13 protein-coding genes are annotated in these 25343 nt (G+C 54.4%); 2 read left to right on the forward strand and 11 right to left on the reverse strand.

The genetic code is table 11. The features are described from left to right. Positions 1 to 350 precede the first annotated feature (350 nt). Complete coding sequence (locus tag O5O48_RS15230) at positions 351 to 1745, forward strand: tyrosine-type recombinase/integrase (protein WP_269687492.1); 1395 nt, start codon at positions 351 to 353, stop codon at positions 1743 to 1745. A gap of 2004 nt (positions 1746 to 3749) precedes the next feature. Here the strand turns inward: O5O48_RS15230 and O5O48_RS15235 are convergent. The 7 genes from O5O48_RS15235 to O5O48_RS15265 all read right to left on the reverse strand — a co-directional run bounded on the left by O5O48_RS15235 (position 3750) and on the right by O5O48_RS15265 (position 21827). Next, positions 3750 to 6671, reverse strand: a complete 2922-nt coding sequence (locus tag O5O48_RS15235; protein ID WP_269687493.1) for a glycosyltransferase family 2 protein — start codon at positions 6669 to 6671, stop codon at positions 3750 to 3752. 82 nt (positions 6672 to 6753) lie between these two features. After that, on the reverse strand, positions 6754 to 7581 hold the full coding sequence (locus O5O48_RS15240) for a glycosyltransferase (protein WP_269687494.1): 828 nt from the start codon (positions 7579 to 7581) through the stop codon (positions 6754 to 6756). Further along, the gene (locus tag O5O48_RS15245) at positions 7578 to 8474 is read right to left on the reverse strand and encodes a hypothetical protein (protein WP_269687495.1); all 897 of its coding nucleotides are present in this window, start codon (positions 8472 to 8474) and stop codon (positions 7578 to 7580) included. The genes O5O48_RS15240 and O5O48_RS15245 overlap by 4 nt, the downstream gene beginning before the upstream one ends. 276 nt (positions 8475 to 8750) lie before the next feature. Beyond that, positions 8751 to 10745, reverse strand: a complete 1995-nt coding sequence (locus O5O48_RS15250) for a DUF262 domain-containing protein (protein ID WP_269687496.1) — start codon at positions 10743 to 10745, stop codon at positions 8751 to 8753. Beyond that, positions 10742 to 12142: a DUF262 domain-containing protein gene (locus tag O5O48_RS15255; protein ID WP_269687497.1), complete on the reverse strand. Its 1401-nt coding sequence runs from the start codon at positions 12140 to 12142 to the stop codon at positions 10742 to 10744. Before O5O48_RS15255 ends, O5O48_RS15250 begins: the two co-directional genes overlap by 4 nt. A 6-nt stretch (positions 12143 to 12148) precedes the next feature. Further along, positions 12149 to 18502, reverse strand: a complete 6354-nt coding sequence (locus tag O5O48_RS15260) for a DEAD/DEAH box helicase (protein WP_269687498.1) — start codon at positions 18500 to 18502, stop codon at positions 12149 to 12151. A gap of 4 nt (positions 18503 to 18506) precedes the next feature. Beyond that, entirely contained in the window at positions 18507 to 21827 is a 3321-nt protein-coding gene (locus O5O48_RS15265) for an STY4851/ECs_5259 family protein (RefSeq protein ID WP_269687499.1), read from the reverse strand. Between the two features lie 541 nt (positions 21828 to 22368). Here O5O48_RS15265 and O5O48_RS15270 point away from each other — a divergent pair. Further along, positions 22369 to 23244, forward strand: a complete 876-nt coding sequence (locus O5O48_RS15270; protein ID WP_269687500.1) for a WYL domain-containing protein — start codon at positions 22369 to 22371, stop codon at positions 23242 to 23244. 50 nt (positions 23245 to 23294) lie between these two features. On the opposite strand, the gene O5O48_RS15275 is transcribed toward O5O48_RS15270, so the two are convergent. From O5O48_RS15275 to O5O48_RS15290, 4 genes are read right to left on the reverse strand one after another with little or no spacing between them, the layout of a single operon-like run. After that, positions 23295 to 23834, reverse strand: a complete 540-nt coding sequence (locus O5O48_RS15275) for a hypothetical protein (RefSeq protein ID WP_269687501.1) — start codon at positions 23832 to 23834, stop codon at positions 23295 to 23297. Continuing rightward, the gene (locus tag O5O48_RS15280) at positions 23831 to 24331 is read right to left on the reverse strand and encodes a hypothetical protein (RefSeq protein WP_269687502.1); all 501 of its coding nucleotides are present in this window, start codon (positions 24329 to 24331) and stop codon (positions 23831 to 23833) included. The genes O5O48_RS15275 and O5O48_RS15280 overlap by 4 nt, the downstream gene beginning before the upstream one ends. Next, positions 24331 to 24522: a hypothetical protein gene (locus tag O5O48_RS15285; protein ID WP_228246455.1), complete on the reverse strand. Its 192-nt coding sequence runs from the start codon at positions 24520 to 24522 to the stop codon at positions 24331 to 24333. The genes O5O48_RS15280 and O5O48_RS15285 overlap by 1 nt, the downstream gene beginning before the upstream one ends. Positions 24523 to 24578: 56 nt before the next feature. Continuing rightward, positions 24579 to 25334 carry a hypothetical protein gene (locus tag O5O48_RS15290; RefSeq protein WP_269687503.1) on the reverse strand — a complete coding sequence of 252 codons (756 nt, stop codon included), beginning with the start codon at positions 25332 to 25334 and terminating at the stop codon, positions 24579 to 24581. Positions 25335 to 25343 lie beyond the last annotated feature (9 nt).

Raw genomic sequence — 25343 nt, forward strand, 5'->3', positions numbered from 1 at the left:
GGGAGTTGACTAGGTTCCAGGCCCGGATATTGCCGAGATCAGTAGCTGCGAATTGCACCGACCTTGCGCCAGACGAAAAAAAGGCCAGATCAGTCTGATCTGGCCTTTCGATTGTTTGGTCGGGACGGAGTGATTCGAACACTCGACCCCTTGCACCCCATGCGATTTTTTAGTGGATTTCCATGAATCTCCATAGACGTCACCGGACGGCACAAACCCTAGTAAATACGCGGCATACAGGCTAGATTAGCATCCACAGACGTCCACCACCATCCACCGACAGCCAAGCGATTCGGTGGGGCAAAAGTGGGGCAAAATTCTAAGCCACCGTTTTATACAAGGGGTAGAGAGTGGCCAAAATCACCGCCAAGCAGCTTGAAGCACTCACCACGACTGACGACGGAAAAACTCTCCGGGAAGATGGCGGATTGGTTGGTAAAGTACGTGCTGGTGTCCGCGGGATCACCGTACTCTTCCGCTACGAATTCAAGCTCGATGGCAAGAAAGGTGACCACCGACTGGGTAGCTGGCCGAAGAAGTCTCTAGCCCAAATTCGTGCTGAACGTGATGACGTACGCGCAACAGTCAGCAAAGGCGTTGACCCAACCTCCGCCCGCAAGGCAGCCAAGATCGAAGCGCAAGCCGCCATTGCTGCCACAATCGCTGAAGCCGAGCGCCAGGCGAGTGAGAGCAAGACCGTTCAGGATCTGTTCGATACCTGGCTGGCTGACGGTGTCGCTCGCCAGGACGGCAATGCCGAACTGCAGCGCAGATTCAAGAAAGACGTCCTCCCCTTCATCGGCAAGACTCAGATCCGCAGCCTGACAGACAAGGACCTACTCAGCGTCCTGCGCAAAGTCAAAGCACGCGGGCTCAACCGCTCTGTTGTGATCCTCAACAACGACTTAGGCCAGATGCTGCACTGGGCCGAGAAACGCAAACCCTGGCGCCCGCTGATGGCTGACGGCAACCCAGCTGACCTGATCGACGTGAAGAAACTACTCGATCATGACTACCAGGAAGAACGCGACCGCGTGCTGTCCCCTGATGAGATTCGCGAGCTCTGGAACATCTTCATCAAGCTGGAAGAGGACTACACCGCCCTGCCCGCCGGCAGCAAGTACAGCGGCATTCGACCAGTCAACGAGCGTGTGCAATGTGCCGTCTGGATTTGTCTGAGCACCTTGTGTCGCATAGGTGAACTGCTCAAGGCCGAATGGAAGCACGTCGATCTTGAAAGCGGCCGCTGGTTTATTCCAGCCGAGAACACCAAAGGCCAGCGCGGTAAACGTCAGGACCACCACATTTTCCTCTCGGACTTTGCAAAGGAACAGTTCCAACGCCTGCAGCACGAAACCGGCTCTACACCATTCGTGTTTCCAAACCGTTCCGGCGATGCCCACGTCAACACCAAAACCGTCAGCAAGCTGATTGGCGACCGTCAGTGCGTGTTCAAAGGCCGCAGCAAGCCTCTAGCTGGGAGACATCATGACGACAGCCTAGTGCTGGCGAAAGGCGCGAACGGCGAGTGGACGCCACACGACATGCGCAGAACCGGCGCAACCATGATGCAAGCGCTGGGAGTCCCCCTCGACATCATCGACCGCTGCCAGAACCACCTGCTGGGCGGGTCCAAGGTCAGACGGCATTACTTGCTGCACGATTATGCTGAGGAAAAGCGGCAGGCTTGGGAGATGCTTGGTAAGGAGCTGCAGTTGATTTTGAGTTTGCCTGCCGAAACATAGCTAAGAGCATACTGGCATTCAAACGAACAACACCGGGCTCAGCCCCGAAACTGAGCCGGTGTCAGGTGAGTACTTGCCCTGTATTGCCGAACTCTCAAGGTGCAGGAGAAGCAGTGCCTATCTTCGAGGGGGCATTCAAGTACTACAAATTGCAGCGCATGAGTCAAATTAAGTACTTACGGTATCCCTGCATTAAGTCCCCATAGGACTCAACCAACCAGCGGTAATCCTCGTACCAGTCTGCAAGAGCATGCCGATACTGATACTGCCCCCGACGAGTACTTTGCAGCATTCGCAAATGCCCAAGAATAGCCTCGTAGCGCTGTGGCGTCCCAGGCTCGCCCCAGGCACTCCGGTAGGATTGGGGGAACGCGTCCGGGATCACACCAAACACAGCGAACTCCAGCACCTGACGACGCTCATCACGAGGTAAGCCGGTTTTTCCTACCCTATACCCAAAGACCTTCAAAGGAGACTGCTCAAGTCCGTACCTGTCATTCCCAGGTTTTCTTCGGCTGCTTTTACTAAAGCGCGACACGGCACTCCGTACTACGGGAGGAGGCGTATGCCGAATACGGGAGTGTAAATCTCGCTGGTAGCTCTCTCGCTCGGCATTGGTGTCTGGCGCAACAGAGTAATGCCGCCTTGAGCGTGGACGGGGTTGTGAGTGTTCCGGTCGCTCGGAAGCGCTTAAGTCAGGCTTGAATGGCTCCTGTGGCTGCTGATAAGAACCATAACTTGCGGAGTTCGACTCACGGATCAACCACACCGCAAAAAACAGAACGAAAAAAATCAGCGCCATTGCTTCAAAGAAATTATCAGACAGCATAACTTCAAAACAAATCTCAAGCGTTTACAGTTTTGTAAGCATCGGGGAAGTCATTTCCACTCAAACTAATTTCGCACGCACTACTGATACAGAGTCAGTCTGACCGGTCTAATCCCCGTAAAACAAGGACATACATTCCGGAAAATCACAGGATCAGTCAAGCCTCAGAAAATCCGTCGCTCAGCTCCGAGACAGACGTGGCAGCGTTGCCGCTCACGTCTACCTGTGGGATACGCCAACAACATGAGGGCCAAACTACCGGTCAACGTGCGCGAGTAGTTTAGGCCAGCTACACCTTCTGCGCCTGCGAAGGTAAAGTGCTTCCACTCACGTGATGAAGCAGCAAGATGATCGATACATTTGACTCCTCCCCTTTTCCTCTTGTGCGAATCACCGGCAATGGCCCCGGCGAAAAAGGCAGTGGGAGCCCCCCCACTCTCGACGTGACATTCAACCTACCAACGCTAACTGAACCCAAGGGTAACCAGGTATTCATCCGAAACGCTCGCGTCGCTGAGCAGGCTGATAACGGGCCGTTCGTAGTGAGCGCGCGCTGCCTGAGCAACAGCGCGCTGTTTCAACTACAGCAAAGACTGAGCAGCATCAGCGTGGACCTAACCCGGCGTCTTGGTTGCCTGCCGTCCTCTGGCCTAACCGCGATTCAATGCTTTTCTGAGATCGCAAATTCTGTATGTGTAGATCGCGCGCCCCTACTACCGTCGCTTGCGCGCCATTCCGACATGGACAGAAGAAAGCCTTTGGCATGTGTGTTTCATAACTGGCTAGGTGAACGAAGATTAGCCATGGAGATCGGCACCCACTCTCCTGCTCGAATCACATGGCCTGGTCTTCATTACCCAGGCCCGGATGGCGGAACAGAACAAGCTAACCCGCTGCAAAGGCTTCTCGACATATTCAACGAACAGCAGCCTTGTGAATCCCTTCGTCGAGAGCTTCAATTGCTCGCTGGTGCCTCTAACAACTCGTGGCTAGCCTCGCTAACCCCAGCCACTCTTGAGGACTTGGAAGTCAGTTTTTTTCTGCCCAGAAACACGCAACATACCAAGCAATGGTGGCTATATGACAATGAGGCCTCGACTGCCATCGACTTGATACTCAAGCGCCTGATATGGAGCCAGCAGTACCTAGCCAATTGGTAGTTTGCTGAAGGAGGTTTATGGCTCACCCTGCAACGAAGGCATTGCAAAAACATCTGATAAGACCTTGAACGCCTCTTCTTTGCGTGAAGAAGAGTAGTCCTCTCGATCGTGGTAGTAGCAATAGATATCGTCGATGTGAACCGGCCGCTCCGCCAACTCGCTCATTGGCAGCATGGTCGCGTAGTCCGAAACCATGTCGATCCATTCTCCGTCCCGATCCCGAAAGTAGCTTTTGGGCACCCTATCGAACAACGACTTTCTGAATGCACGCATATGCGCCCAAACGTTCCCGCCACCATGCCGGCGCGCACTATCGTAAACCGGTGTGCAGAGCTGCGCAGGTTTGGATGGCCGGAACATCGTTCCGTTGATCAAATCTGCACCAGCTGCGACTTCTTCATGAAGCCGCTCAACAACTCTCGACGACATCAGCGCATCATCCTGATCAAGGACAACAATCAGTGACTCAGGGTTAGTGCAAATACGTTCAATAGCTTCAATAAAATTCGGCATGTAGCCTTGGCGCTGCTCTCGCCGAATAAGGGTAGTCCTCGCAAGCAGATTGCGCAGTAGCGAGGGAATCCTAGCCTGCCAAGCTACGCTTCCTCCATCCTCAATCAGGATGATGCCGAAAGCTTGAGAGCGCTGCTTTCGCAGAGAATCCAAACATCGCGTCAATTTTTCTACCGGAGTATTCCTGCCCTTCAGCAGAAAAACGACACTCTCAGCACGTACCGGATAGCCCCAATGCGCGTCGCGCACCAGGTCGAAATGGTTCTTTTGGCCGTCGGGCACCAGCCCTTGCCCTATGAGGTCTCGCAGCACAGGCAAGTTGATACAGGCCTTATCCTCGTTCCGTGGATGGATATAAAAAGATCGACTATCACCGCCTCTTAAGCTGACTAATTCAGCTTTAGGCTGATGTCGCTCTAATGCCCTGTGCCAGGTCAGCTCAAATTTGCCGGCCGCGCAGGGATTGGATATCGGCAGTTGTTTGAACAGTTTCTTCAGATCTAGGAGGCAGAAGCGCACCTCTGGAACGTGACCACCAGCGGGTGAGCTGTAAGGGTTAAAGCCAGACGTACCCTGAGGGATGTTGAAGCCAACTGAAAGCACGCGGGGGTCACTACAGGCATGCTTCATCTCCGCCAAATAGTCATGCCTTGCGTCACATCTACCAACCAGCACATCACTGTCACATTGCAACACGAATCGCGTATCGACTTGCTCAAATGCCCAGAGCTGCGGATACAGCGGCGCGCGGCCGCACGTATGAGTATCTAGAACAGTTTCGTTTGCGAACCAGCGTGAGTAGACATCTCGGATACTGCTCTCAGTGCTCGGCGAGATAAGAACCGTATCAATCACTCCCTCAGTTTTCAGATGCTCCGCGATCGCCAAAACATCCTTTAAGCTTCCGCGGCAATATTCCCGCAGAAAGGGGCCTTCAAAGGTGTCAACCGCCAGACAGACTCGTTTGAATCTCGATGGATAACTGAGCTGACTCACGATGTGCTCGACTTGAGAGCGCAGCACATCTGCATCTTGTGCACAGGCTTTGATGAGCAGCGTGGTCTCGCTATCGAGATAGTAGGCTTCAGGCTCATCCTGAGGCGATTCAACGTCGTGAAGCGCACATACCAGACGCCCAAAGAAGCTTTCAAATCCAGGCAGTCCTTTAAGGCTCTGATGCTGAGGAATGGTTGACTCTCGCCTCACCAGCTCCTGATCGCGGTAACCCAGCACACCTATCGCGTAAAGCCTGGCAGCCGAGTCAACAAATCGCGGAACAGAGAACGGCATTATATCCTTACCGATATCTATGTTTACCAAACGACCGTCATGGGTCAAACGCAGGTTGGCCCGGCTGACGTTCGACACAACCAGTCCAGCATTGAAGCAGTCAGCAAGAAACGCAAACACCTGGTCTTCTGACAGGACGTCGGTCAGCTCTCGATAGTCTTTCCAATCATATCGGCATCGGACGCCTCCACCACCAGAACCCTCCCACGTGAGATGACGTGCAATGGTAGATGGAGCGCGGCGCAAACGTCCGGCCAGCTTGGTAGCTTCAGGCCAGGTCATGCTCCATGGGTAAAAGCGTTTGACTACCTGGCTGTTTTCTAGAGTTACAACGCCCTCTAAACCGAACCCCAGAACAGGCACTCCTTCGTCCAGTAGCGCGACCCACTGCTGCACTGCATGCGCTAGTTGGATACGCTGGCGGGACCATTCCTGCTTGATCCGATTCTCGCTCGTTACCTGCCCCGAGAGCGAGTAGCAGCAATAGATAGACTCGCCGACAACGGCACCCTTCTGCGGCTTAAAAACAAGCAGCGATGCCACCAACCAATGGTCTTCTGCACTACGAATATCCGGATAGCGAATGCTCGATTGGGTTCGCAAGATCAGGTTGCACGAAGGAAGCTCTTGCTCCTGATCACCAAGGCAAAATGCCTGTATGAACGCGAGTAATCGATTGCGATTGAACAGCACCGCTTTGTCCGCAACGTTAACCCTTGAGAGAGTACGTTGGCCCATACGAAGGTAGTTGCTGCCGATTACATACTGAGCACCACTGGCTTTGCCTTCTGCAACTAAGGTTGCTAACGAATCCTCAGCAGCCAGCACATCATCGGCGTCCAGACGGGCAACCCACTCGGCGCGGGAAAAGTGATCATCAACATAGTCCAGCAGGGCATTTCTTGCCCTGGCTGCAGTACCACAATTGCCATGTAAAACGACAACGCCTGGGTGATCTAGCGTGAACCTGCACGTCTCCTTCCAATCATCTGTCGACTGATCATCAAGGATAACAATACACGCCTCACCTGATTGAAAAAGCGTTTGCCGCATGGCTGACTCCAGTGCGGCGGGCAACTGATCGCGCTGATTGTGCAACGCAATCGCGATGATGACTTGAGCATCACGAGCCACCTGAGATCCAGCCTTAGAACACGATATGTTCCGTGGCGATAGTCCTACTGAGAGTTGCTTTGGAGCTGTACGTTGGTAGTTGCTAGCCGCCGGTGTAGGCACCAGTGATTTGGCTTTCGTCGAATCCGAAATAGGCGTTTGCGCGCTCAAAGAACTGCTTCCTTATTGCAGGTGTCATCCGTCGTCCATGAAGCTGATAAAACATGGCGAGTCCCCGAAGCTTCTCAGCCCCGCCCTTTCTGGAAAGCTGGTCAGCCGCGGTACCAAGATACCAAGTAGCTGTGTGCTTGCCAGTAAACCCGACAGACACGTTCGGTACGGACAGCACTCGTACAGCTAGGTCACGATCGTTACAACTTGCCAGCCCCTCTGTGAAGCCCCCTGCGTTGATCAACGTTCGGAGGGAAATGAACGTATTCGAGCCCTGCCACCCCGGATTTCCTGCGAGAAAGTCGTCTGCGGTTAATGCGAGCGGTGGTGCGGTAGGAACCTCTATACCCTCTTTAAACAGTCGCAAACCAGAGACGACTACACTCGGCATGTCGTTCGTCATTGCACAGTTACGGCACAGCTGCAGGTGGCTAGGATCCCAAGTATCATCGTCGTCAAGTATCGCGACATAAGCATCCGGCCAAATGGTCCGAATTAGCCCGATGCCCGTGTTCCAGCTGCCGGCAGCACCATGTGCACCCTTGTTACTCAAAAAGTGCACAGGGACTCCCTCAACCCCCCCCCGCAGCTGATCTTGCTCACTCTCCGTTAGTGGTCTCTCATCGGAAACAACAACCAACGCATCTGGCTTACGTGCCTGGGAGGAAATACTGGGCAAAGATCTACCAAGCAAGTATTCAAAGCGCGGCTTAGTCGCAACCAGTGCAATTAGCGGAAGGAAATCGCCGGAAAGCATCATGCTTCGACCACGCCATCAAGCAAGGGGAAGTACTCGTTTGAGGTAGCCTGTTCTGCTGTTCGGTCTCGGCGATTGCGGGTCCAGGCCGCCCGTAGAAGAGGCGTGTCCACGTCCAGTTGCTCTGCGTAGGTCTGTAGGGCGGCAACGTCTTTAGGCAAGCAGCGCCCTCCCCATCCTCTAAGCCCATCTGGCCCTGGAACTTGCCAGTGAGTCGATCCCATACGCTCATGGTCCTGATGAAACGCACGCTGAAGCTCATCCCAACTGCACTGGCTACCACTGCGCTGGAAAACATCGAACATCTCGTTCATGAAGCTAACCTTCATAGCCAAGAAAGCATTTTCTTGATACTTCAAGAACGCAGCACTCACGGCGTCTGGGAGGATCGATGTGCGCATCTCGCCAGTGATATTACTGTGGTCGTGGAAAAGCTCAGCAACAACATGGCAGTCTCTTTCACTACCGCCAAGTACCAGCGAACGCATCGAGAGCATGTCTTCAATTGGGCTGGCTTCACGCAGAAACTCAGGACTGACTACGAGCCGCAATGCAGGGAATTGGGCGAGCGTTTGTGCCACTGCATCAGGAGGAACTGCCGACTTCACGCAAATGACGGGGTAACAGTCAGAGCTCTCGCCCGATGCCTGCTGGAGACCAGCTATTACATCGTAGAAAGCTGTCAGATCAGCATTTCCATCTACTTTTGCGGGAGTAGGTACCGCCAAAAAGATAATTCGACAGCTCGAGACCAAGGCCTCCAAGGTCGACGCTTGAGACCCTAAGCGCGGGTCACTGATTCTGACATCGCAGCGAGAGTCAAATGCGGCTTGCAGTGCCTTACCCACGGTACCAAAACCGACAATGCCAATCACTGGCCTAGCAGTGTTCTTCATTAACAGCACTCACAGGTTGCAAGAGAGCTAAAGTCTTGAGTAACTGGCCCTAGTCCCTGGGTATGACGCTAAAGCGCTTTTTCGCCGGTGGCCCGCACGCTACGACTTGGGCGCGAGACTTTATCAGTCGATATAAAGCCCATCAAGAACTGAGTCGCCCCGAGTTTCGTAGACACCTGCCAGCCATTCCTTCAATTAACCGGCCTGCTGTTAGACCTCAGTGCCCCCCGTGAGCGCCTACTCAATAGCTATTCCAAAGCCAGCTAATTGGTTTGGTTAACCATTTACCGCCCCTTGCCCGTAGTGGCTTTCCAGTAATGCAATCATCCGTCTTTGGTGCTCGGCGATCTCGTCTACCCCCCAACGCTTGTCGGCCTGGTCATAAATCTCAAATATCGCCTTCAACTTCAATGCGTCATACCGGGGTTTGTCCCTAAAGTCTTCGCGCTTTTTACCAACCGTCTGGTTGCTGTATGACGAGTTTTCGCCCGGACTCAGCAACACCAGGTTGCCGATCGCATCCAGCGACTCCTTGGACAGGGACTTTTTGTACTCCTCATGCTGAGGATGCACGTGCTCCACAGAGTTCTTTGATGTGACTCGGTATCGCTTGAGCTTTTCATCATCCTTGTCACCGTTTTTCCAGAGCAGGTATTCCAGCTTCTGAAACCAATAATGCTCGAAGCCAGTCCCCTTCGCGCTGGCCAGATACCGTGAAACAGATGCCCAGCTATCAGTAGCCGGCGCATCCCCAACGGCGATTTTGAAACTGGCCTCTTTTTGGGTTTCTGTTGCAAGCGAAAGCTGATTGTCGATCTTTTCCAAGGCCGACAACGCTTGCTCATACCCCATATCTGGATCCAACACCAACCGTGCGAGAAAAGCGGTCAGCCAGTAATGCGCGGAACGGTCACCCGTAAAGTTTCGCACCGCTTGCAACTGAACCAGCTCGCTCAACTCTCGCGCACTGCGGTTGATGTAGTATTTTCCGCCGGATTGAGAACGGCTCATGTAGGTGAGTCGCAGCTGAGGGTCGGCGCTGTCATCATGCTCCACCCACTTCACCACCCAAGTGTCAAACTGGTATCGAACCTGCCAAAGCAACTGGATGAAAGACTTGATTTCGACCTCGTCCTTGTTGAGCAAACACTCAAAACAGGCCATCAGGTTGGACGCCTTAATTCGTGCGCTGATATCCGGCCAGCCCCTCAATGCGCAGAAAACCCGCAACGCGTGAATCAACAGCAGCTCGAAGCTAACGATTGAGCGACAGTAGACGGTTTCGTCTTCAATGCCCTCCTGGACGTCCTTGTCGGCCTTCAGCTCAACATTCGCTGAGGCATCACCGGCTTTGACCTCCTCTAACAGCGACGCAAGCGTCTTACCGCTCAATGTTCCCGAGCGCCCTTCGCTATCAACTGATTTCTGCTGAATGCCACTACTCTCATAGCTTTTGAGGGCTGAATACTCAATGGCATTCCAGTTGGCATTGGGGAACAGCTGTCGGAGATTACGTTCGAAATAGTTCTCCGTATGCTCACAGGCCTGCCAGATTGCGCTGTATAGCGGCAGGTCACTTGTCAGTTTACGGAAAAGTTTGGCCTTCAACAGGTCGACCGGCTCCAGCTGAATACCTGCAGTATTCATGCTGGCAAACAGGCGGTTGAGGTCCATGCTCGAAGGAACGATATTGTTTACCCAGCTCACCTTGCGGTAGATATAGTCGGCAAACCCCTCTCGGCTGAAACTCTCATTTTCAGGCAGCTTCTTTACCTGCTGTTTGAGCACGCGCAGGTTCGCATCCAGATGAGTCAGGTAGGCGTCATTCTCGATGGCATCAGCCCCTGGACGCGTCATTCGATCCAACCCCGCATAACTCCCAAGGAGATTACTCACTGCGTCACGGATCTCGAACGTCAATCTAGGCTTTTTACCAAGGATAGAAACCTCCGCCAAAGGCGTGGTCACACCAGCAGCCTTGAACGCCAGTGACAACAAAATCAAAGTAGTCGTGCGCTGTTGACCGTCAATCAGCTCGTAAGTGAGCAGCTCTCCCTCATCACGAACAGCTGACAACACACTGCCGATAAAGTACTGAGGCTCCCTTGTCATGAAGGCGTCCCGGATATCGTCAAACAGTTTGAGTACATCCTCATCACGCCATACATACGGGCGCTGATAGCTGGGAATGACGAAGGCCATACCGCGAGTGCGGACCGCTGCCAGCGTCAGCACCTCGGTGCGCACATGATGCTCCGCAAGCGCCCTCATCTCCGCCCTCCCACAATTTGCTGGTGTAATGCAGCAGCGAAGCCACTTTCGTACTGCCCTGCATCCAACTGCAAACCAAACTGCTTGCAAACTGCGTCCATAAACCGCCGCTTCACACTGTTCTTGTCCAAATTGCTTGAATCCACTCTGAGGTTGAAGCTGTCCAGGAATTCAAAGCACTGCTCGGGGGTATAGCTGGCGGCGATCCAGTCCAGAATCGGATACTCTCGAACAAAGGCCGGAACAGAGTTCTCACGCACAGACTTTTGATTACTCACTCGTCTCGAATACACCACACGAAACAGCTTCTTAGCCGCTCGCTCCAGCTGGTTTTCACCAAACTGGCTGATATAAAGCAGAAGGCAGGCCTCGTAGAGTTTTTCGAGATAGCCGCAACCAGACAAGCCTTTTAGCCACTCGATGAACTGCTGATATTCGCGCAGATGCGGCAGGTCAGGCCGCTGCCAGTAACGCTGATACAAGCCTTGAAAGTAGGCAAGATAACGTATGGTGTTGATGCCTTCATTCAAAGGCTGGCGCACCTCGTAGCCCTGCTGATCGGCGTGCTGGACCACCTCCCCGGCAAGCCCGACCTGACGGCGAATACGTCCGTAGGCGACATCGCCGCCGATGCCGACCTGCTTCGCCAGCTCGGCAACGATACAGTCACGCATTAACTTGGTTTGATTATGAGAGGGTAGCTCCCGAGAGCCGATGCTTTTCCAAAATCGCCCCTTGAGCAGAGCGCCAACGGTACTGTCCAGCGGCCCCATGGCCTCCCACTGCCGGGCAAACTGCGGTTGATGCAGTTTCTCAACGGCCCGTAAATGATGCGCCTTGATGATATCCGGCCCACCCAGCCGCACGCCGCCAGTGTTCTGGGTCTCAAAGAAGCGATAGGCATCGTCTTCGGACTGGGTAATCACCAGAGAGAATTGCAGCTTGTTAAAGTCGATCTGGCTTTTCACACGATCCAGACGGTCGCCGAGCCATTGGAGGTTGTGCTTGATCTGCTGCTGGCTGATGGGGTGCTCATAGACTAGGCCGCCAATGCTCGACGGGGCAGTATCAAGCAGGCAGCCAATCAGCGCTAGGGTGGTGATGCGCTGCTGGCCATCGATGATATTCAACCGGTCGCCTTCCTGATGCAGGATCAGGCTGCCTAGATAGTAAGGTAGTTCGGTGTCTCGCCGTTTATGTAACGCGATATCCTCTAGCAAGATATCCAGTTGCATGTCCTGCCAGCAATAGGGGCGCTGGTATTCCGGTATAGTCAGCTTTCCCACCAATGTTTCACCACTGCTGGTGACGATGGCACCAGCACTTAAGGTTGACTCTGGATTCAAGCACTCCGAGAAAAGTTGAGCGGCACTGCAAGTGGCGACCTGAACTGTCATAGCGGATCAGGCCTCCGCCTTGCTCAGTTCAACCAAAACATCCGTAGACCACTTCTGCTCAGCATTCATCACGTTGGCCTTCTGGAATCGCTCAGCCATCAGCATTAGCTGATCGTTCACGGACTCTGTGAAGTCGAACCAAACCTCTCTCGACGACGCATAGCGCAGCAGCCAGTAGCCCATTCCCTGGTCAAACCGCACTTTCAAGCGCTGCCCATCTGTAAACTCAACGAGCAGTTTGCGATGGTGGGGCACTTCGCGATTGGAGGCCTGAATATCGAGCTGAACCTTTGCTCCGGTTTTGACCGACAGCCACATGCGTCCAAACTCCTCGAAGTCGTCAATACTAGGCCAATCGTCAAAGACTCTTCGGCTTTCCCCACGTGGCTGCTTGAACAGCGTTTGGACATGCACGTCAGCGTCAGTAGAAAGGCGATCCTTGAAGAAACCCAGAATGGAGCCCAGCAGGCTCACTGATGGCGGATTCTGGAAGTAACGATCACTATATGAAAGCGACGCGACTGTGCCTGACTTCAGCAAAGCATCAATCGTCGGGTTGCTTGCTGCGATAAGCGACCAGAAGCGTTGGCCAAAGTCGCTGGCAGGCCCATTGAGCTGATCAAAGATCTCAATATCCAGGGTCGAGGCATTAGCCACACTACCTGGTAAAGCCATACCCAGCTCCGCAGGTACCAGGTTTGCCAAAGGCTGAAGCCGAGATACCACAACCAAATCCGCACCCTGATGCCAGCCATCACCCGGCAAGGTCGACTGCGATGATCGGGTAGCGATCGTCGCCAACCCGCTACTCTGCACAATCTGGGCAACCACATGAGGCCACTTGTCCGCCACATCGTGACATATGTTGATGCCGATCGACTTAAGTCTGCGAAGATCTTGAAGGACTTCGTTGCTGTACTCGCAACGCGGAATCACAAGGGTCACAGCCAACTCATCAGATAGCAGGTAGTTATATAGCGCGCGGCTAAACTGAGGGGCCAAGAGATCCCAATCACATGAATCACCGCTTGCCCAAAGCACTATCTCGCTGGCGCCCTCGTTGATGTGACGCCGCAGCACTTGCTCAATATTACCGGCAGCGTAACGGGCATCCTCAAGGGATAGCTTATCCTCCTCCGCTAACCCGATATGATGTCCAAACTCATCACCTAACCATTCCAGGGCCAATTGACGATCAATCTTGTCGTGATCATGCCGCGTATGAGAGTCCAACAGACAGTCGCCGCATCCGTGCTGGCAACTCGCACACCGGAGCCGTTCAACCATTCCCTTCAGTAGTGGCTCTACATGCAATGGAGCACTGGTCGCGAATCCTGCTCCTCCGCTGATCACGTCATACAGCTGAATAACGAGTGCAGCATCACCGGATTCCAACCGCGCCGGCCGCGTGGAATAACCTAGCTCTGATACAGATATACCCAGAATGCTGGCGAGCGAATTACGCAAGGCAATGGAGAGAGTGATCCCGACAGTACGCCCCAATTCAGAATCAGGTAGATACTCGCCAGTAACCGGGTGGCGCAGCAGGACTTCAAATACGTCGGTATAGGTCGTCGCGCCCAGCGTCACATTGGCGAGCAAACTGCCGGCGCCCGGGCAAGGCATCCTCTTGTTGTTGTCGTCTTTGTCCTCTTTGGTCGGGCGCGGGGAAACGTGATCCGACGAAGGAGACAATGACGGCGGAAACTGGTCATGCGCCAACATGGACTCGGCGCGGCCACAGCTCATGCAAAGTGCATAACCTGCGCCCGTGGCACCCAAACTGTGATTGAAAACCCGGCCATTAACTCCGTAAGCCATGCTGCCAAGCGCCGGATTTGGCAGCGGCACACTCGCCGCATCAACAAAGATCCATGACGGTTCAACCGGGATATAGCGCTGATGTTCGATGTCATTGGTAGCGTTCACATAAGCGTCTGTGACGAACCCTTCAGGCTCGAGGACCTTACGAGTATTGCTTGCTTTAATGGTCGCCCCACACTCGCGGTTCGTACAAATTAACGCATCGCCCTTTACCAACCCTTCTTCGTATCCCAGGCTACCGCAGGCGTCACAGCGCCACGCCATATTCAGCTTTTGAGCTTCGTTAGTAGCTGCGTTGATGTTGTGCCAGTGAAGCGAAACGCCAGCGGAACGGAACACACGGCCATCGAGGACAATGTCAGCACCAGGCGCATATTCTCGTATCGCGATAGAGAGGTTTCGAGACGGCAGCCCCTTGTAACGAGCCACGTTATCTTCACGGTCTCGCTTGGAACTTGAATCGCTCTGCTTGCCGCGGAAATAATCCTCAACGGTAAAATTGTCGAAGTTAACCACGTCTGTAGGGAACCCGTAGCCCGGCAAGAAGGTTCGAGCGGCAAGGTCACGTAGCAGGTACTCTTTGCAATGCCTGCTTTTTTCCATCCTGATACGTTTCTGATAAGGACTGTCCGGCTTGGCCTGCGACTCCTCAGCTACCAGGTAGCGATACTCGTCCAACCAGCGACTCTGCAGTATCTTGATAGATTCAGCCGTTGTATGACGTAGCTGATCAGCCGCGACACCATTTAATGCAGTCCCTTTTACTAGCGCCCGCAACGCGTCATCAGCAGTGGATACCGCCACGCCCAGCCAGTCGATGAAACGTGTACATTGAGACTGCCCCACGTCCTCACCAAAGAACCACTCGGTGTTGAGATTAGTGCGTTCGGTTTGTGTCGTTCCAACCATCTCATGCCAAAAGGTTGCCAGCAGCAGCGAGTTCACATGCCGTTGCACCAACCGCTCAGAATTCAGAGCCACTGCTGGCGCGGGGATCTTGGTTTCGAAAGGCCAAGATGGATTGCTAAACACCTGCTGATCATGCGGGTTGTTTTTACAAAGCGTGTAAGACAATGCCCTTGATTCTTTGCTTCGGCCAGCACGACCGGCGCGCTGAAGATAGTTTGCCGGGTGCGGTGGCACGTTGTTCATCACAACAGCAGAAATACCGCCAATGTCGACCCCCATCTCCATGGTGGTGGAGCAGTTCAATACGTTGATCTGCCCTTTCTTGAACATATCCTCATACTTTTCCAAACGCTCTGCAGCCTGTTGGGCAGAGTGCTCGGCCGTGCGGTAATAGAATCCGCCTTCGACAGTGCGGTCACTAATGTCCGTCCAGAGATTGCGCTCACGCAGCACCTTAATAGCTGGGTCGGCATTCACAGCAGTCCGCGTTTTCTGCAGTCCGGGGAGGTAATCCTCTTGAGACCGATCAAACGTCCAGACCTTGGGCATGTCTATCTCCGGCGCTTGGAACGACGCCCGACGGGCCTCACTCAGCTTCGAGAAGTCCACACGAGCAGGCAGATAAGGAGTCAGACCTTTGAACGTGGTATCGAGCAACTTATTGGAAACCGGGCACACATATGCCCGGTCTACCAGGGAAAAGCCAATATGCTCTCTGGGCAGATAGTGACGGTTACCATCTGATTTGAACGGCCCACCGGGGCGGCTTAGCTCAAGCCACGCAGCCTTCAACCATGCATTGACCAGATCGACGTCCACCGGGTTGGATGGGCTTAGTCCTGCACCTAGCAGAAGAAGCTTGATCAGGCGTTGATCATGCTTTCCTTCACGGATTTGCGGCCAACGTTTTACTCGCGCTTCATCCCATTCCGTCGAGTCCGGTTGGCGGAGGACCTTGGATGAAAAACGGCTGCCTATCCAGTCAAGCCAGCTTGCTTCCACAGAAACGTAGCTGTTCTCCCGCACATGGAAGTCCAGCGCAACCTTCAAGAAGTCATGCCAATCTTGAGCTGAGAGCCCGCGCTGCTGCCACTGTTCAGGCAGCGGCCTCGACTCATCAAGACCTCTGTATGTCAGTTTCACCAAGCCCAGGGTTTCCAGGCTGTTCTGGCGTTTTGGACGACGCATGAACTCTCTGAACAGCAGCATGTCTGCCAGCTTGTGCGGGCCGTCCTTGTCGCTAAAGATCTCTGGCTTTTGATACTTGTTGTAAAGGAGTATGGAGTCCTTCAGATCGGACTTATGCTTCAACTCCTCCACCATGGTGCTCCAGTCCAGAGACACCAGACTGATTTTTGGCTGGCCGTTTTGAGGATCTGCCAACTGGGCCGTCAGCCGCTCCAACTCCTGCCTGGCTTTTTGCTCGTCCTCGCGCAGTCCAACCTCTTGATAGAGTTTGATGTCATCTTCGAACTTGGCAATGAGGCGACGCAGCACATCTGGTGACACATTCGCACTCGCAGTATTTGAACTAGCTTTAGCAGCTTGATGCCACTGCAAAATCTCAACAACCAGCCCACGCAACCGGCTACGCTCAGCCTCCTGCTGCATGCGGACAGCCATACGCGCAGTACCCTGTCGGCTGTCAGTGAAGGTAATCAGCCGGCGACCACGCCCAGGCAGAGACTGGCTCCCATGTTGATTGGCCCCTCCATCAGTTTCAAAATCCGGACAATGCTCCAGCACTGTAGGCACTGCCTGAGAGACGTAGAAAGGCGCACCCAGCATAGCCCGCCTAAATGGCAGCCCGCCCGCAAATCCGGTGTACTGGCACTCAGGATTGGCACAGCAAAGATCCTCTGCGTCGTTAATCGAAAGCTCGACTTTGCTCAAGGAAGAAGAAGTGAAGGTGCCATCAATTTTGTCCAACTCAACCGAAATATAACCATCGGTCGTGTCGGTAAGCGCTGACATTACGAGCGGGGTGTAGCCGGCTTTGATCACACTGGAGTCGTCTGCCAAAGCAGAGTCCTCGTCAAATGCACTCTCAGACAACAGCGAGAACTCATCGCCGGCAGATCGTTCCCACTGGGTCAGACGCTCGTGCCGGTCAAGGCCCAGCAGGTGTGGCTCGTTACATTCACGACAGAATGTGAGTTCGAAAACCGGACTACCGCAATTGCACTGTGAACGCTGGCCTGCGTAGACATTTCCGAGCGGCCACCCCTCCTCCAGCGCAGTGCCCTTCTTGGCAGAACAGTTTCTATCAAAGCAGGCCCATAACCCATGCGTGACTCGTTGAAAAAAATGCGCCCTGAGCTGCAAGAACGCAGCAGCATTTGAAGTTGGCCGCGTGCCAGAGCACACATCCAACCACTGCAGGACACGCCGTTGATCAAAGGTCTCACCGAACTCACGGGAAAGCCGTGCAGCGATATCCGCAACACCCAAAGGCTTGGGCGATAGCACAAGCATGTCCCTGATACGGCGTGCTTCCGGAGCGTGAATTAGCGCCTCAAACCGCTGTGGGTTTACATCAGGTTCTGCGCTATTCGGTGGCGCCATCTGTAACAAGGCATCCAGCGCCACCGGCGTTTCCTTGCTAGGTGGGAGTGTGGGGATAACCCTGCTGCCACCGAGCACATCGATATTGTCTATCGGGACACCAGAGAGGTCAGCCAGAAACTGCTTTAACTGAGCAGCAGCGTCGTCTCCAGCCAGGGTCGCGGAGGTGGCGACAAAACGAACGTCGCTCGGCGACACTCCAAAAGCAGTCATAACTCGACGTAATTGAAGTGCCAGCTCCGCTGCCTGAGAACCTACGTAGGAGTGAGCCTCATCCAGCACAATCCAGCGTAGAGATTTTTGCTTTTTGGAAATTTGTACAATCGGAGCATCAATCTGCCGCACCATCATGTATTCAAGCATGGTGCCATTGGTAACCAGGATGGGCGCTGGCTTCTCACGCATAAGCTCACGCGAGAGCACCTCGTTCGGCTTTCCTTTTTGCTCTGTCTTGACCTTTGCATGCAGCTCAGGGGTATTGCCGTTGTAAAGGCAGTAGCGAATACCCTCACCAAAAGATCGCGTCCAGGCGTCCAGACGCTCTCGCTGTGAGTTGATGAGGGCATTTAACGGGTAGAGAAATAATGCGCGCACGCCGTTGAGTGACTGACCATTATTAGCCTTCAACTCCCGATACAAATCCTCCAGCACAGGCACCATAAAACATTCAGTTTTACCCGACCCCGTGCCGCTGGTAACTACGACTGAACGACGCTTTTCCAGCAACGACTGCCAGCTTGCAAGTTGATGAGAAAAGGGCTTCCAGCCTGCAGCAAATCTATAGCGACCATTGTTCTTGGCGTCCAACGAAGCAACCAATTCGGGGCTGAGCAACCCTTGATCGCCCGTCAGTTCTTGCATTGTAGAAGCCGATTCCTGCCAGCCAAAGGTCTGCTCAAATAGAGGTGGAGCCAGGAATGCGCCCTCAGACCCAGGCTCACCGCTCATGATGCTCGACAAATGCTTGCGTAAACCAGGGTGCGCGATGCTCAGCATACTCAGCGTCGACTCGGTTGTACGCGACAGCGACTGGTCTACCAGCTCAGAAAAATAGGAGGTCATATCCTTACAGATCCTTGTCAGAACTCAACAAATTGCGCAGCAATGAAATTTGATACAGTGAGCTGAACCAACGAGAGTCAAGATCACGAATCTGCCGCAAGAAGAAGATCGTATTGGCACCATCGCCGAAAACGTCAGATACTTGGGCCTTGCCACTCGCAACCGCTGCAAGAAAAACAGGCAGATATACAACAGCATTTCTGAAGCTCATTTCTGGCTCAAAGTTGATAACGCACTCGTCCTGAGCCGCACACCAACGCTGCAGTTCGCTTCCTCTGAAGTCAGGCCATTCCGCATCAGCGCGGTCATGGAGAAGCTCCTGATACCAGTGCCCCCTGACAAGCAGCTGCAACACTGGCAGATCCAGTTGCGCATCCTGGTCTAGTGGCTGATTGGCCAAATAACGTTGAATGTTTTCGCCAAAGGCTGGTACCGCCTCCCCCAGTTTCTTCGCCATCCGTTCGAGCACAGCCGAGGCAGCCTGCTCCGGAATCCCTTTAACCTTGAGGAATGCACCAAAACGCTGCCCTGCACGATGCAGGTGCCGAATAGGGAAACACTCCCACAGGAACGGGAACTCGGTTTCAATACGTCCGATAAAGGTGGCGTCCATTTCGAACTTGAACAGAGCCATTGCGAGAGCGCACGGATGCGCGACGAGGGCCTTCCATACTTCAAAGGTACCGAGTGGCAGGTATCCGAACTGATCGTATAACGTGCGCAGGAACTGCCAACCACTGTGCATTGGATTCACGGCCATTGAGTCTAAAACCGGCAAGAATGCACTTGTCTCTGCCTTAGGGTCGAACGCAAGGACTGCCTTTTGCAGGCTGTGGATGACTTCGTCCTGAGAAGGTGAAGCCGTGTTGCCAGCCAGAAAAAGTGGCCTAAAAGTCACGCTTGAAGCTTTATTCGGCACTACCAGCCAAGGGCCCTCTTTGGCTACCAAGGCGGGTAGCTCATATTCCCCGGTAGCAACCCCTTCGCTGAATCTGGATGATAAAGCAAAGGTTTTACGTGCAGGCTCATGAAGCAACATTAACTCTGGAACCGGATAGGTAGCAGCACGTAAGTTGGCTGCAGAGAGCAGATTACGGTCAGAGTCGAGGAAGACTTCAGTTTCATACTTCCGAACACGATACGATGCTTCATGCCCTCCGCCAAACACCCTCAGCTCAACAACTTGATCAATCCCGGACTGAAGCGAAAAAAGGTCCATAACCTTGTCTCTAATACTGAACAAGCTCACTTCAACGGGCTTCTCTCCAGCAAGGTAGCGCCAATGGTAGTGGGCTGAGTTGGCAACGCTGCCGCGCAGACTCAGCTCCAACTCAAATCGAGTGGGCGCCCCTGGCTTCCCGAAGAGAAACACGCGTGTACCAAGCAATTCATCTATCGAGATCTCTCGCTTCAGCGGCGTACCATCAGCGGAGAATGCCAGGCAGCCAGAGGACGGGAACGGCACCTCTACCGTAATTTCGTCACCAAGGAGGTTAGGAGTGATTGTCAGCTCCAGCTTCGCAGGCGGCATACCTTGCGCGTCCAGCTGAAACTCGATGTGATCCGCATGTTTGATCTTGTGAGCAAGGACACCTGGCGCTTCGATAGAGCTCAAGCAGTTGTGCGCGGTATAAACGAGAACGCTGCCTTTGTCTGGCTGATCTCCTCGTCGCAACTCAATGCGAAAATCCGACGGCAGCACCCCAAGCCGCCGCCGCATAAGCGTGTCTCCGTTCTTATTCCGTACGGACAGATACTGGACACCCAGAAGCTCTGGCGCGGAGCACTCTGTTATACGCCGACCGGCGACAAACAGATCCCCTTTCATTTCCGGTGCCTGCCCTTCAGCCTGCGGCCAATAGACCCGCGGCACACCAAGGAAGGTACTTTGGGGCTTGGTGGGCCAATCGAGGGAAGCGCCAACCAGTTCGGGGCGTGCGGTGGAGTCATGGTTCCATCCCGTGCGTATGCGAAACACCTCATCACACATAACCCGGCTCTCTGCTCTCCCCCGCAGGATAAATGAACGAAGGGACAAAACTTCTGGACCAACCTCGGGCAGAGCGCTGTCGTCAACAAACTCACAAGACGCGCCCTTCGGGACTACGAGCAGAACCGTTTCCGAACGGGATGAAAAAGAAGCCTGGCCGCACAGCTGCCAGCGATCATTGACGCGTTCAAACCCAACCGGCACATCTCCCACTGCGGCAATGCTGTTTGGCACAGGTACAGCTGCCAACACCAATCCGCCCGCTGTCGCGACAAGAGACAAGCTGGCGCTGTAGTCTTTACGTCTCAGAATTACGTTCCGTCTACGCAGACGAACACGCGCAACGCCATTCTCTACTGTTGCGTACCCCGGCCCTAAAGACACGAGTTCGTTGTCGCCTTCTCTTAATGCGAGATCAAATCGGGTAGTCGCTGGCTGAAAGGCAAGGTTGAACGAAATGATTTCCGGCATCGACAGCTGCAGTTTCAAACACTCCGATGGCTCTTCCCAGTAATGGACACACTGCCATCCATCGCGCTGCCGTCTGGTTTTTGCTGTTTCAACCACAACCCTTTTTAGCAAACCATTCAGGAGTTCTGTTCCGGTCGAGTGATCCAGCGGAAGCGGGAATACCTCGCGCCACTGCGGGTAGGAAACATCAAGCCTTTTTACTGGCTCCGACTCGTTGTATAGGTCATAGAAGCTGGCGAAGGAAACCAGTTGGTCTGCCATCCCCGCGATCAACTCGATAGACGTACTCTCAAGGAACGCCTGAGGTAGCCCAGCGTGTGCTACCAGTACCTCTACCTGCTGATAGGTGTTCTGCCCCATCGCATGGGCCTGATCATACGATCTCAAAATGCGAGTAAACAGTGCCTGGAATTTACTGTCGGACTCGGCCAGAAGCTTGAACGGCAGTCCGCCCTCTCCAAACAGAGATCCAAGAAAATTGCGCCGATCAGAGTCATATACTCGTATCGGGCGCTTCCAGAAGCCCTCCAGGCCTTTGGGTACAGCGCGACTTAAATCTCCTGCACTGATCGAATAACCGAGTACCTGCCAGATTGGATCCCACGTCCAGCCATGCTCTCGTTGATACTCATGACGGTACCACTCAGAACAAAACAAGACGAAGCAGGCGCATGCCGCCGCGTCCTTGCTAGCTGCTTCGAAACCGGGAAGATCAGAGAGCAGTTGACCAAGCGCTCGATACTCTTCCGCACTGCAGTGGTAGCCATAAAGTGGGCGCTGATCAGGGCCGCCAAGCGACCGTCGTTGAAAAAAATCGCGGAGCCACGCTGCGCAACTGAATACGGACGTTGCATTAGAGTTCATACAAGCTAGATCCTTCTATGCTGACAACTACGACCGGATGGAGACAAAGATGGGGGTCGAAATATAAAGGTCCATCCATGAGCCCGGCACAAAGTGTGATGGCCATCACTTTAGCCAGCGAACAGGGCACGGTAAAGCGCTTGTTGGCGCCGACGCACTTTTGCCGCCCGCCATTAAAAAAGGGCCGGTCATCCATGACCGCGGGTTCCATCCCTGCCCACTCCCAGCGAGCACAGTTGGATGATATGTCGCGTTAGCTGACAGACCAATAATGGTCATGCATACAGGTCAAGTTTTCAGGCAGGTGCGCGAACTTGCCCATCACGCCTAGAGGCGCGCTACTTGGTCGCTTACTTAGTCGGTTACTTGGTCGCGGCTTGCAGCAGGCAGCGGTTTTGTAAGTCCCAGGCCGCCACCTGCCACCGAGAGCTCATCGGAAAAGCAATCGTCCTTGCATCAACCCGAATCAACATGCCATCTTGTTTGACACGTCTTCACAAGCGACACTTATGTGTCAGCTTTTCAAGCAGGTAAGGACACCATGAAACGTAGCAACACCCCCGAATCCGTCCGCTGGGATCTTGCCCTTCGCTATCGTCTGATTGAGACGGTAGCCTGGTGGGAAGGCCGGTTGACCACACAGCACCTGATGCAGAGCTTTGGCATCAGCCGTCAGCAAGCGTCCAAAGACATCAACACCTATATCACCGAGCATGCCCCGAAAAATCTGGAGTACGACAAGCACCTGAAGGGCTATGTACCGAGCAAGCGCTTCCAGCCGCGCTTTATCGACGACAGCGCCAGCGCTTACCTGCACTTGCTGAACCAGAGCCACGATCGCGCGCCGCACATTGAAGGCCTGGCGCTGGCCTATGCGCATACCGAGGTGCTGGATGTGCCGGACAGATCGGTGCGCCCGGAGGTGCTGCGGCCGTTGCTGAAGGCCTGCCGTGAGGGCCAGCGACTGGAGTGCGACTATGTGTCGTTCACCACGCCCAATGGCGAAACACGCCTGATCGCGCCGCACACACTGGTATTTACCGGCATGCGCTGGCACGTGCGCGCTTACTGCGAGAAGAACGGGGACTATCGGGACTTTGTGCTCAGCCGCTTTCGCGGTGCGCCGGACTTGATGGATGACCTGTCGGACAATACCCGCGAGTCTGACGCTGGCTGGAACACACAGGTTTCGGTAATCATCGAGCCAGACTCACGCCTCAAGCCGGAACAGCGGGCCATTGTGGAAGCAGACTACGGCATGCAGAACGGGCAACTTGAAATCCAGACCCGCGGCGCGCTGGTGCAATACGTACTGCAGCGCTACCAGATCGACCCGACCAAGGTGCACGCCAAGCCCACTGCCCAGCAGATTGTGGTGGGTAATCTTGAGCAACTGCAGCAGTGGTTTTACAAGTAAAGGTCACAGTCGTCCGGACGGCCATGACCCAACCAACTGAACCGCGCCCTTCAGTCTTCAGTCAGCGTCTTGCAGACCGTCATGAAGAAACGCGCCGGCTGGCCGTCAACCATCTCGACGTAGCCTTCGCGCCGCTCCTTACACCAACCTGCGTCCCAGTCAGCCGCAAACCGTCTGAGCTCGGCATCCTCTTCGCACTGAGCAAGAAATTCCTGCCAGGCTGTGTTGAGGTGCCCGAATGGCAGGTCAGGCACCGCACCAAGCGGGTCTGCAACCCGCTCTCGAGCTTCGATTTCAGCCACGGTGAGTGACTCGAGCAGGTGATCTTCGGCTACAGCGAACTCGGGTATGGGATCGTCCGACCCAAACGGCCGATCCAGTAGAGGAAGCAGAAGCAGCACCGGCCAAATCACACTACTGAGCAGAATCAGTGGTAGCCAGCGCCGCTTGGGTGGCTGCCAGTCGGGGTCAAGGGCCTGTGCTGCCACCTCGGTTATTGGTGGGGCCTTAGCGTAGGCTCGCGCGCCCTTGATACTGAAGCCGATGCCGACCAGCAGGCCAATGCCAAGATACAGGTAAAGATAAATCACTCCCCTGCCCCCTCTTTCACGCCCGGCCTCGGAAATGCGGTAAACGCCCCCACGCCATATCCCTCAGGTGCATCGGGGGTGTCGGAGACGCCGTTGTGTTTCTCCGTGGAGGCGACAAGCACACCGCGCTCAAAATCCAGCAGCAGATCACGCTCATAAATACTCGCGTAACCCGCATGAACGTACTTCAGCAGCTTTCCGCGTGGAACCCTGATGCGGCCGGAGTACCAATGGGCGAAAACCCGTTCCGGATATCCCGGAAAAACCGACTTCAGTGACGCATCCTCGCCATTACTCAGCCAACCCTGTATCGCAACCAAGTACAGCCGGTCTTCCAATAGCTCCCAGGTGGCAACATAACCACGCATGAGCGCCGTGGAGCTAGGTTCAAACTCAGGATAGGCACCGCCCAAACGAAAGTAAGTGCCGAGCGGCGCATCGCAGATGGTCATCCGCTGCCCCTTGTAGAAAAGCAGGTCGCCGATCTGAGCAGTCATCAGGCCTCCGATGGCGGGTCAGGTAATTCAGGCACGGAGAACGCCGCAGCGCCGAGCAGCAACGCAACCCCAAACATGAACAACCCCATACCCCAAGACTCCGTCAAACCCAACCAGAGCCCGTAGCCCATGGTCGCCAGTTGGAGCATCAGGATGCTGGCGTTGAAAATGTACTTGATCAGAATGCTCATGCCGCAATTCCTCCTACCAAGAACAAAGCCCGATGAGACTCATGACGCGACGGCGCTTACGCTAACGCTCTCGAAGCAACGCCGGCCTTAATGCGATCGATCACCTGATCTCTGAACTCCGCATGTCCATAACCCGCGCGCGGATGCGCTATGCGGTAGCAGGTGGCACCGGCTGCTTCAAACTCCCAGAGCTTGCCCGGAACCAGCTTATCTTTAGCAGTTTGGTAACCGCCGAAGTGATCAGTGAACAGGCTCCGAATAACCTCATCGGCTCCTTTGATACCCGAAGCAAACACGATGTAATCCGGCTTCAGAAGCCGAATCTGGGTTACCAGTAGCTGCTGAGAGACGGAGACGACCTCATTGAACTCACTCGCAGGGCGATTTCTCGGGCTCTTCTTGTCATAGTCCCAGGCGAACAGGTTCGCGTAGATCAGCGCCCTTGGGTGCAGGCCAAGCTCCCTGGCCAGTCGGAAGTAGTACTGCATAAAACGGCTTCTGGACGTCTCGACGACCTTGTCTCCCTTCAACTTGAAGTGAGTTCTGTAGCGTCCGAGAGACTCATCTACAACCTCCGATACCGCAACGCCACCGAGCCCCGCAGCCCGCTTGATAGTATTTCTTGGCGGAGACGTATTGGTGTTCCAACCTGCCGTCTCACGACCGACCAGCATGACTTTCGTCTCAGCTGCCCAATACTCCTCAAACGGATCAGGCAGAAACACACCCGAGTACTTGTCTTCAGCCAGGTTGAACCGGTCAATCTGCAGCCCCTGCAGAATGCGCACGTATTCCTGTTTCAATGCATCCATTCGTTACAT

Source organism: Halopseudomonas sp. MFKK-1 (genome assembly GCF_027474385.1).
Lineage (GTDB): Bacteria > Pseudomonadota > Gammaproteobacteria > Pseudomonadales > Pseudomonadaceae > Halopseudomonas > Halopseudomonas aestusnigri.

Coding starts and splice junctions, on each gene's coding strand:
- O5O48_RS15240 (WP_269687494.1), bottom strand. CDS start 7,581: ATGATGCTTTCCGGCGATTTCCTTCCGCTAATTGCACTGGTTGCGACT.
- O5O48_RS15245 (WP_269687495.1), bottom strand. CDS start 8,474: ATGAAGAACACTGCTAGGCCAGTGATTGGCATTGTCGGTTTTGGTACC.
- O5O48_RS15250 (WP_269687496.1), bottom strand. CDS start 10,745: ATGAGGGCGCTTGCGGAGCATCATGTGCGCACCGAGGTGCTGACGCTG.
- O5O48_RS15255 (WP_269687497.1), bottom strand. CDS start 12,142: ATGACAGTTCAGGTCGCCACTTGCAGTGCCGCTCAACTTTTCTCGGAG.
- O5O48_RS15260 (WP_269687498.1), bottom strand. CDS start 18,502: ATGACCTCCTATTTTTCTGAGCTGGTAGACCAGTCGCTGTCGCGTACA.
- O5O48_RS15265 (WP_269687499.1), bottom strand. CDS start 21,827: ATGAACTCTAATGCAACGTCCGTATTCAGTTGCGCAGCGTGGCTCCGC.
- O5O48_RS15270 (WP_269687500.1), top strand. CDS start 22,369: ATGAAACGTAGCAACACCCCCGAATCCGTCCGCTGGGATCTTGCCCTT.
- O5O48_RS15280 (WP_269687502.1), bottom strand. CDS start 24,331: ATGACTGCTCAGATCGGCGACCTGCTTTTCTACAAGGGGCAGCGGATG.
- O5O48_RS15285 (WP_228246455.1), bottom strand. CDS start 24,522: ATGAGCATTCTGATCAAGTACATTTTCAACGCCAGCATCCTGATGCTC.
- O5O48_RS15290 (WP_269687503.1), bottom strand. CDS start 25,334: ATGGATGCATTGAAACAGGAATACGTGCGCATTCTGCAGGGGCTGCAG.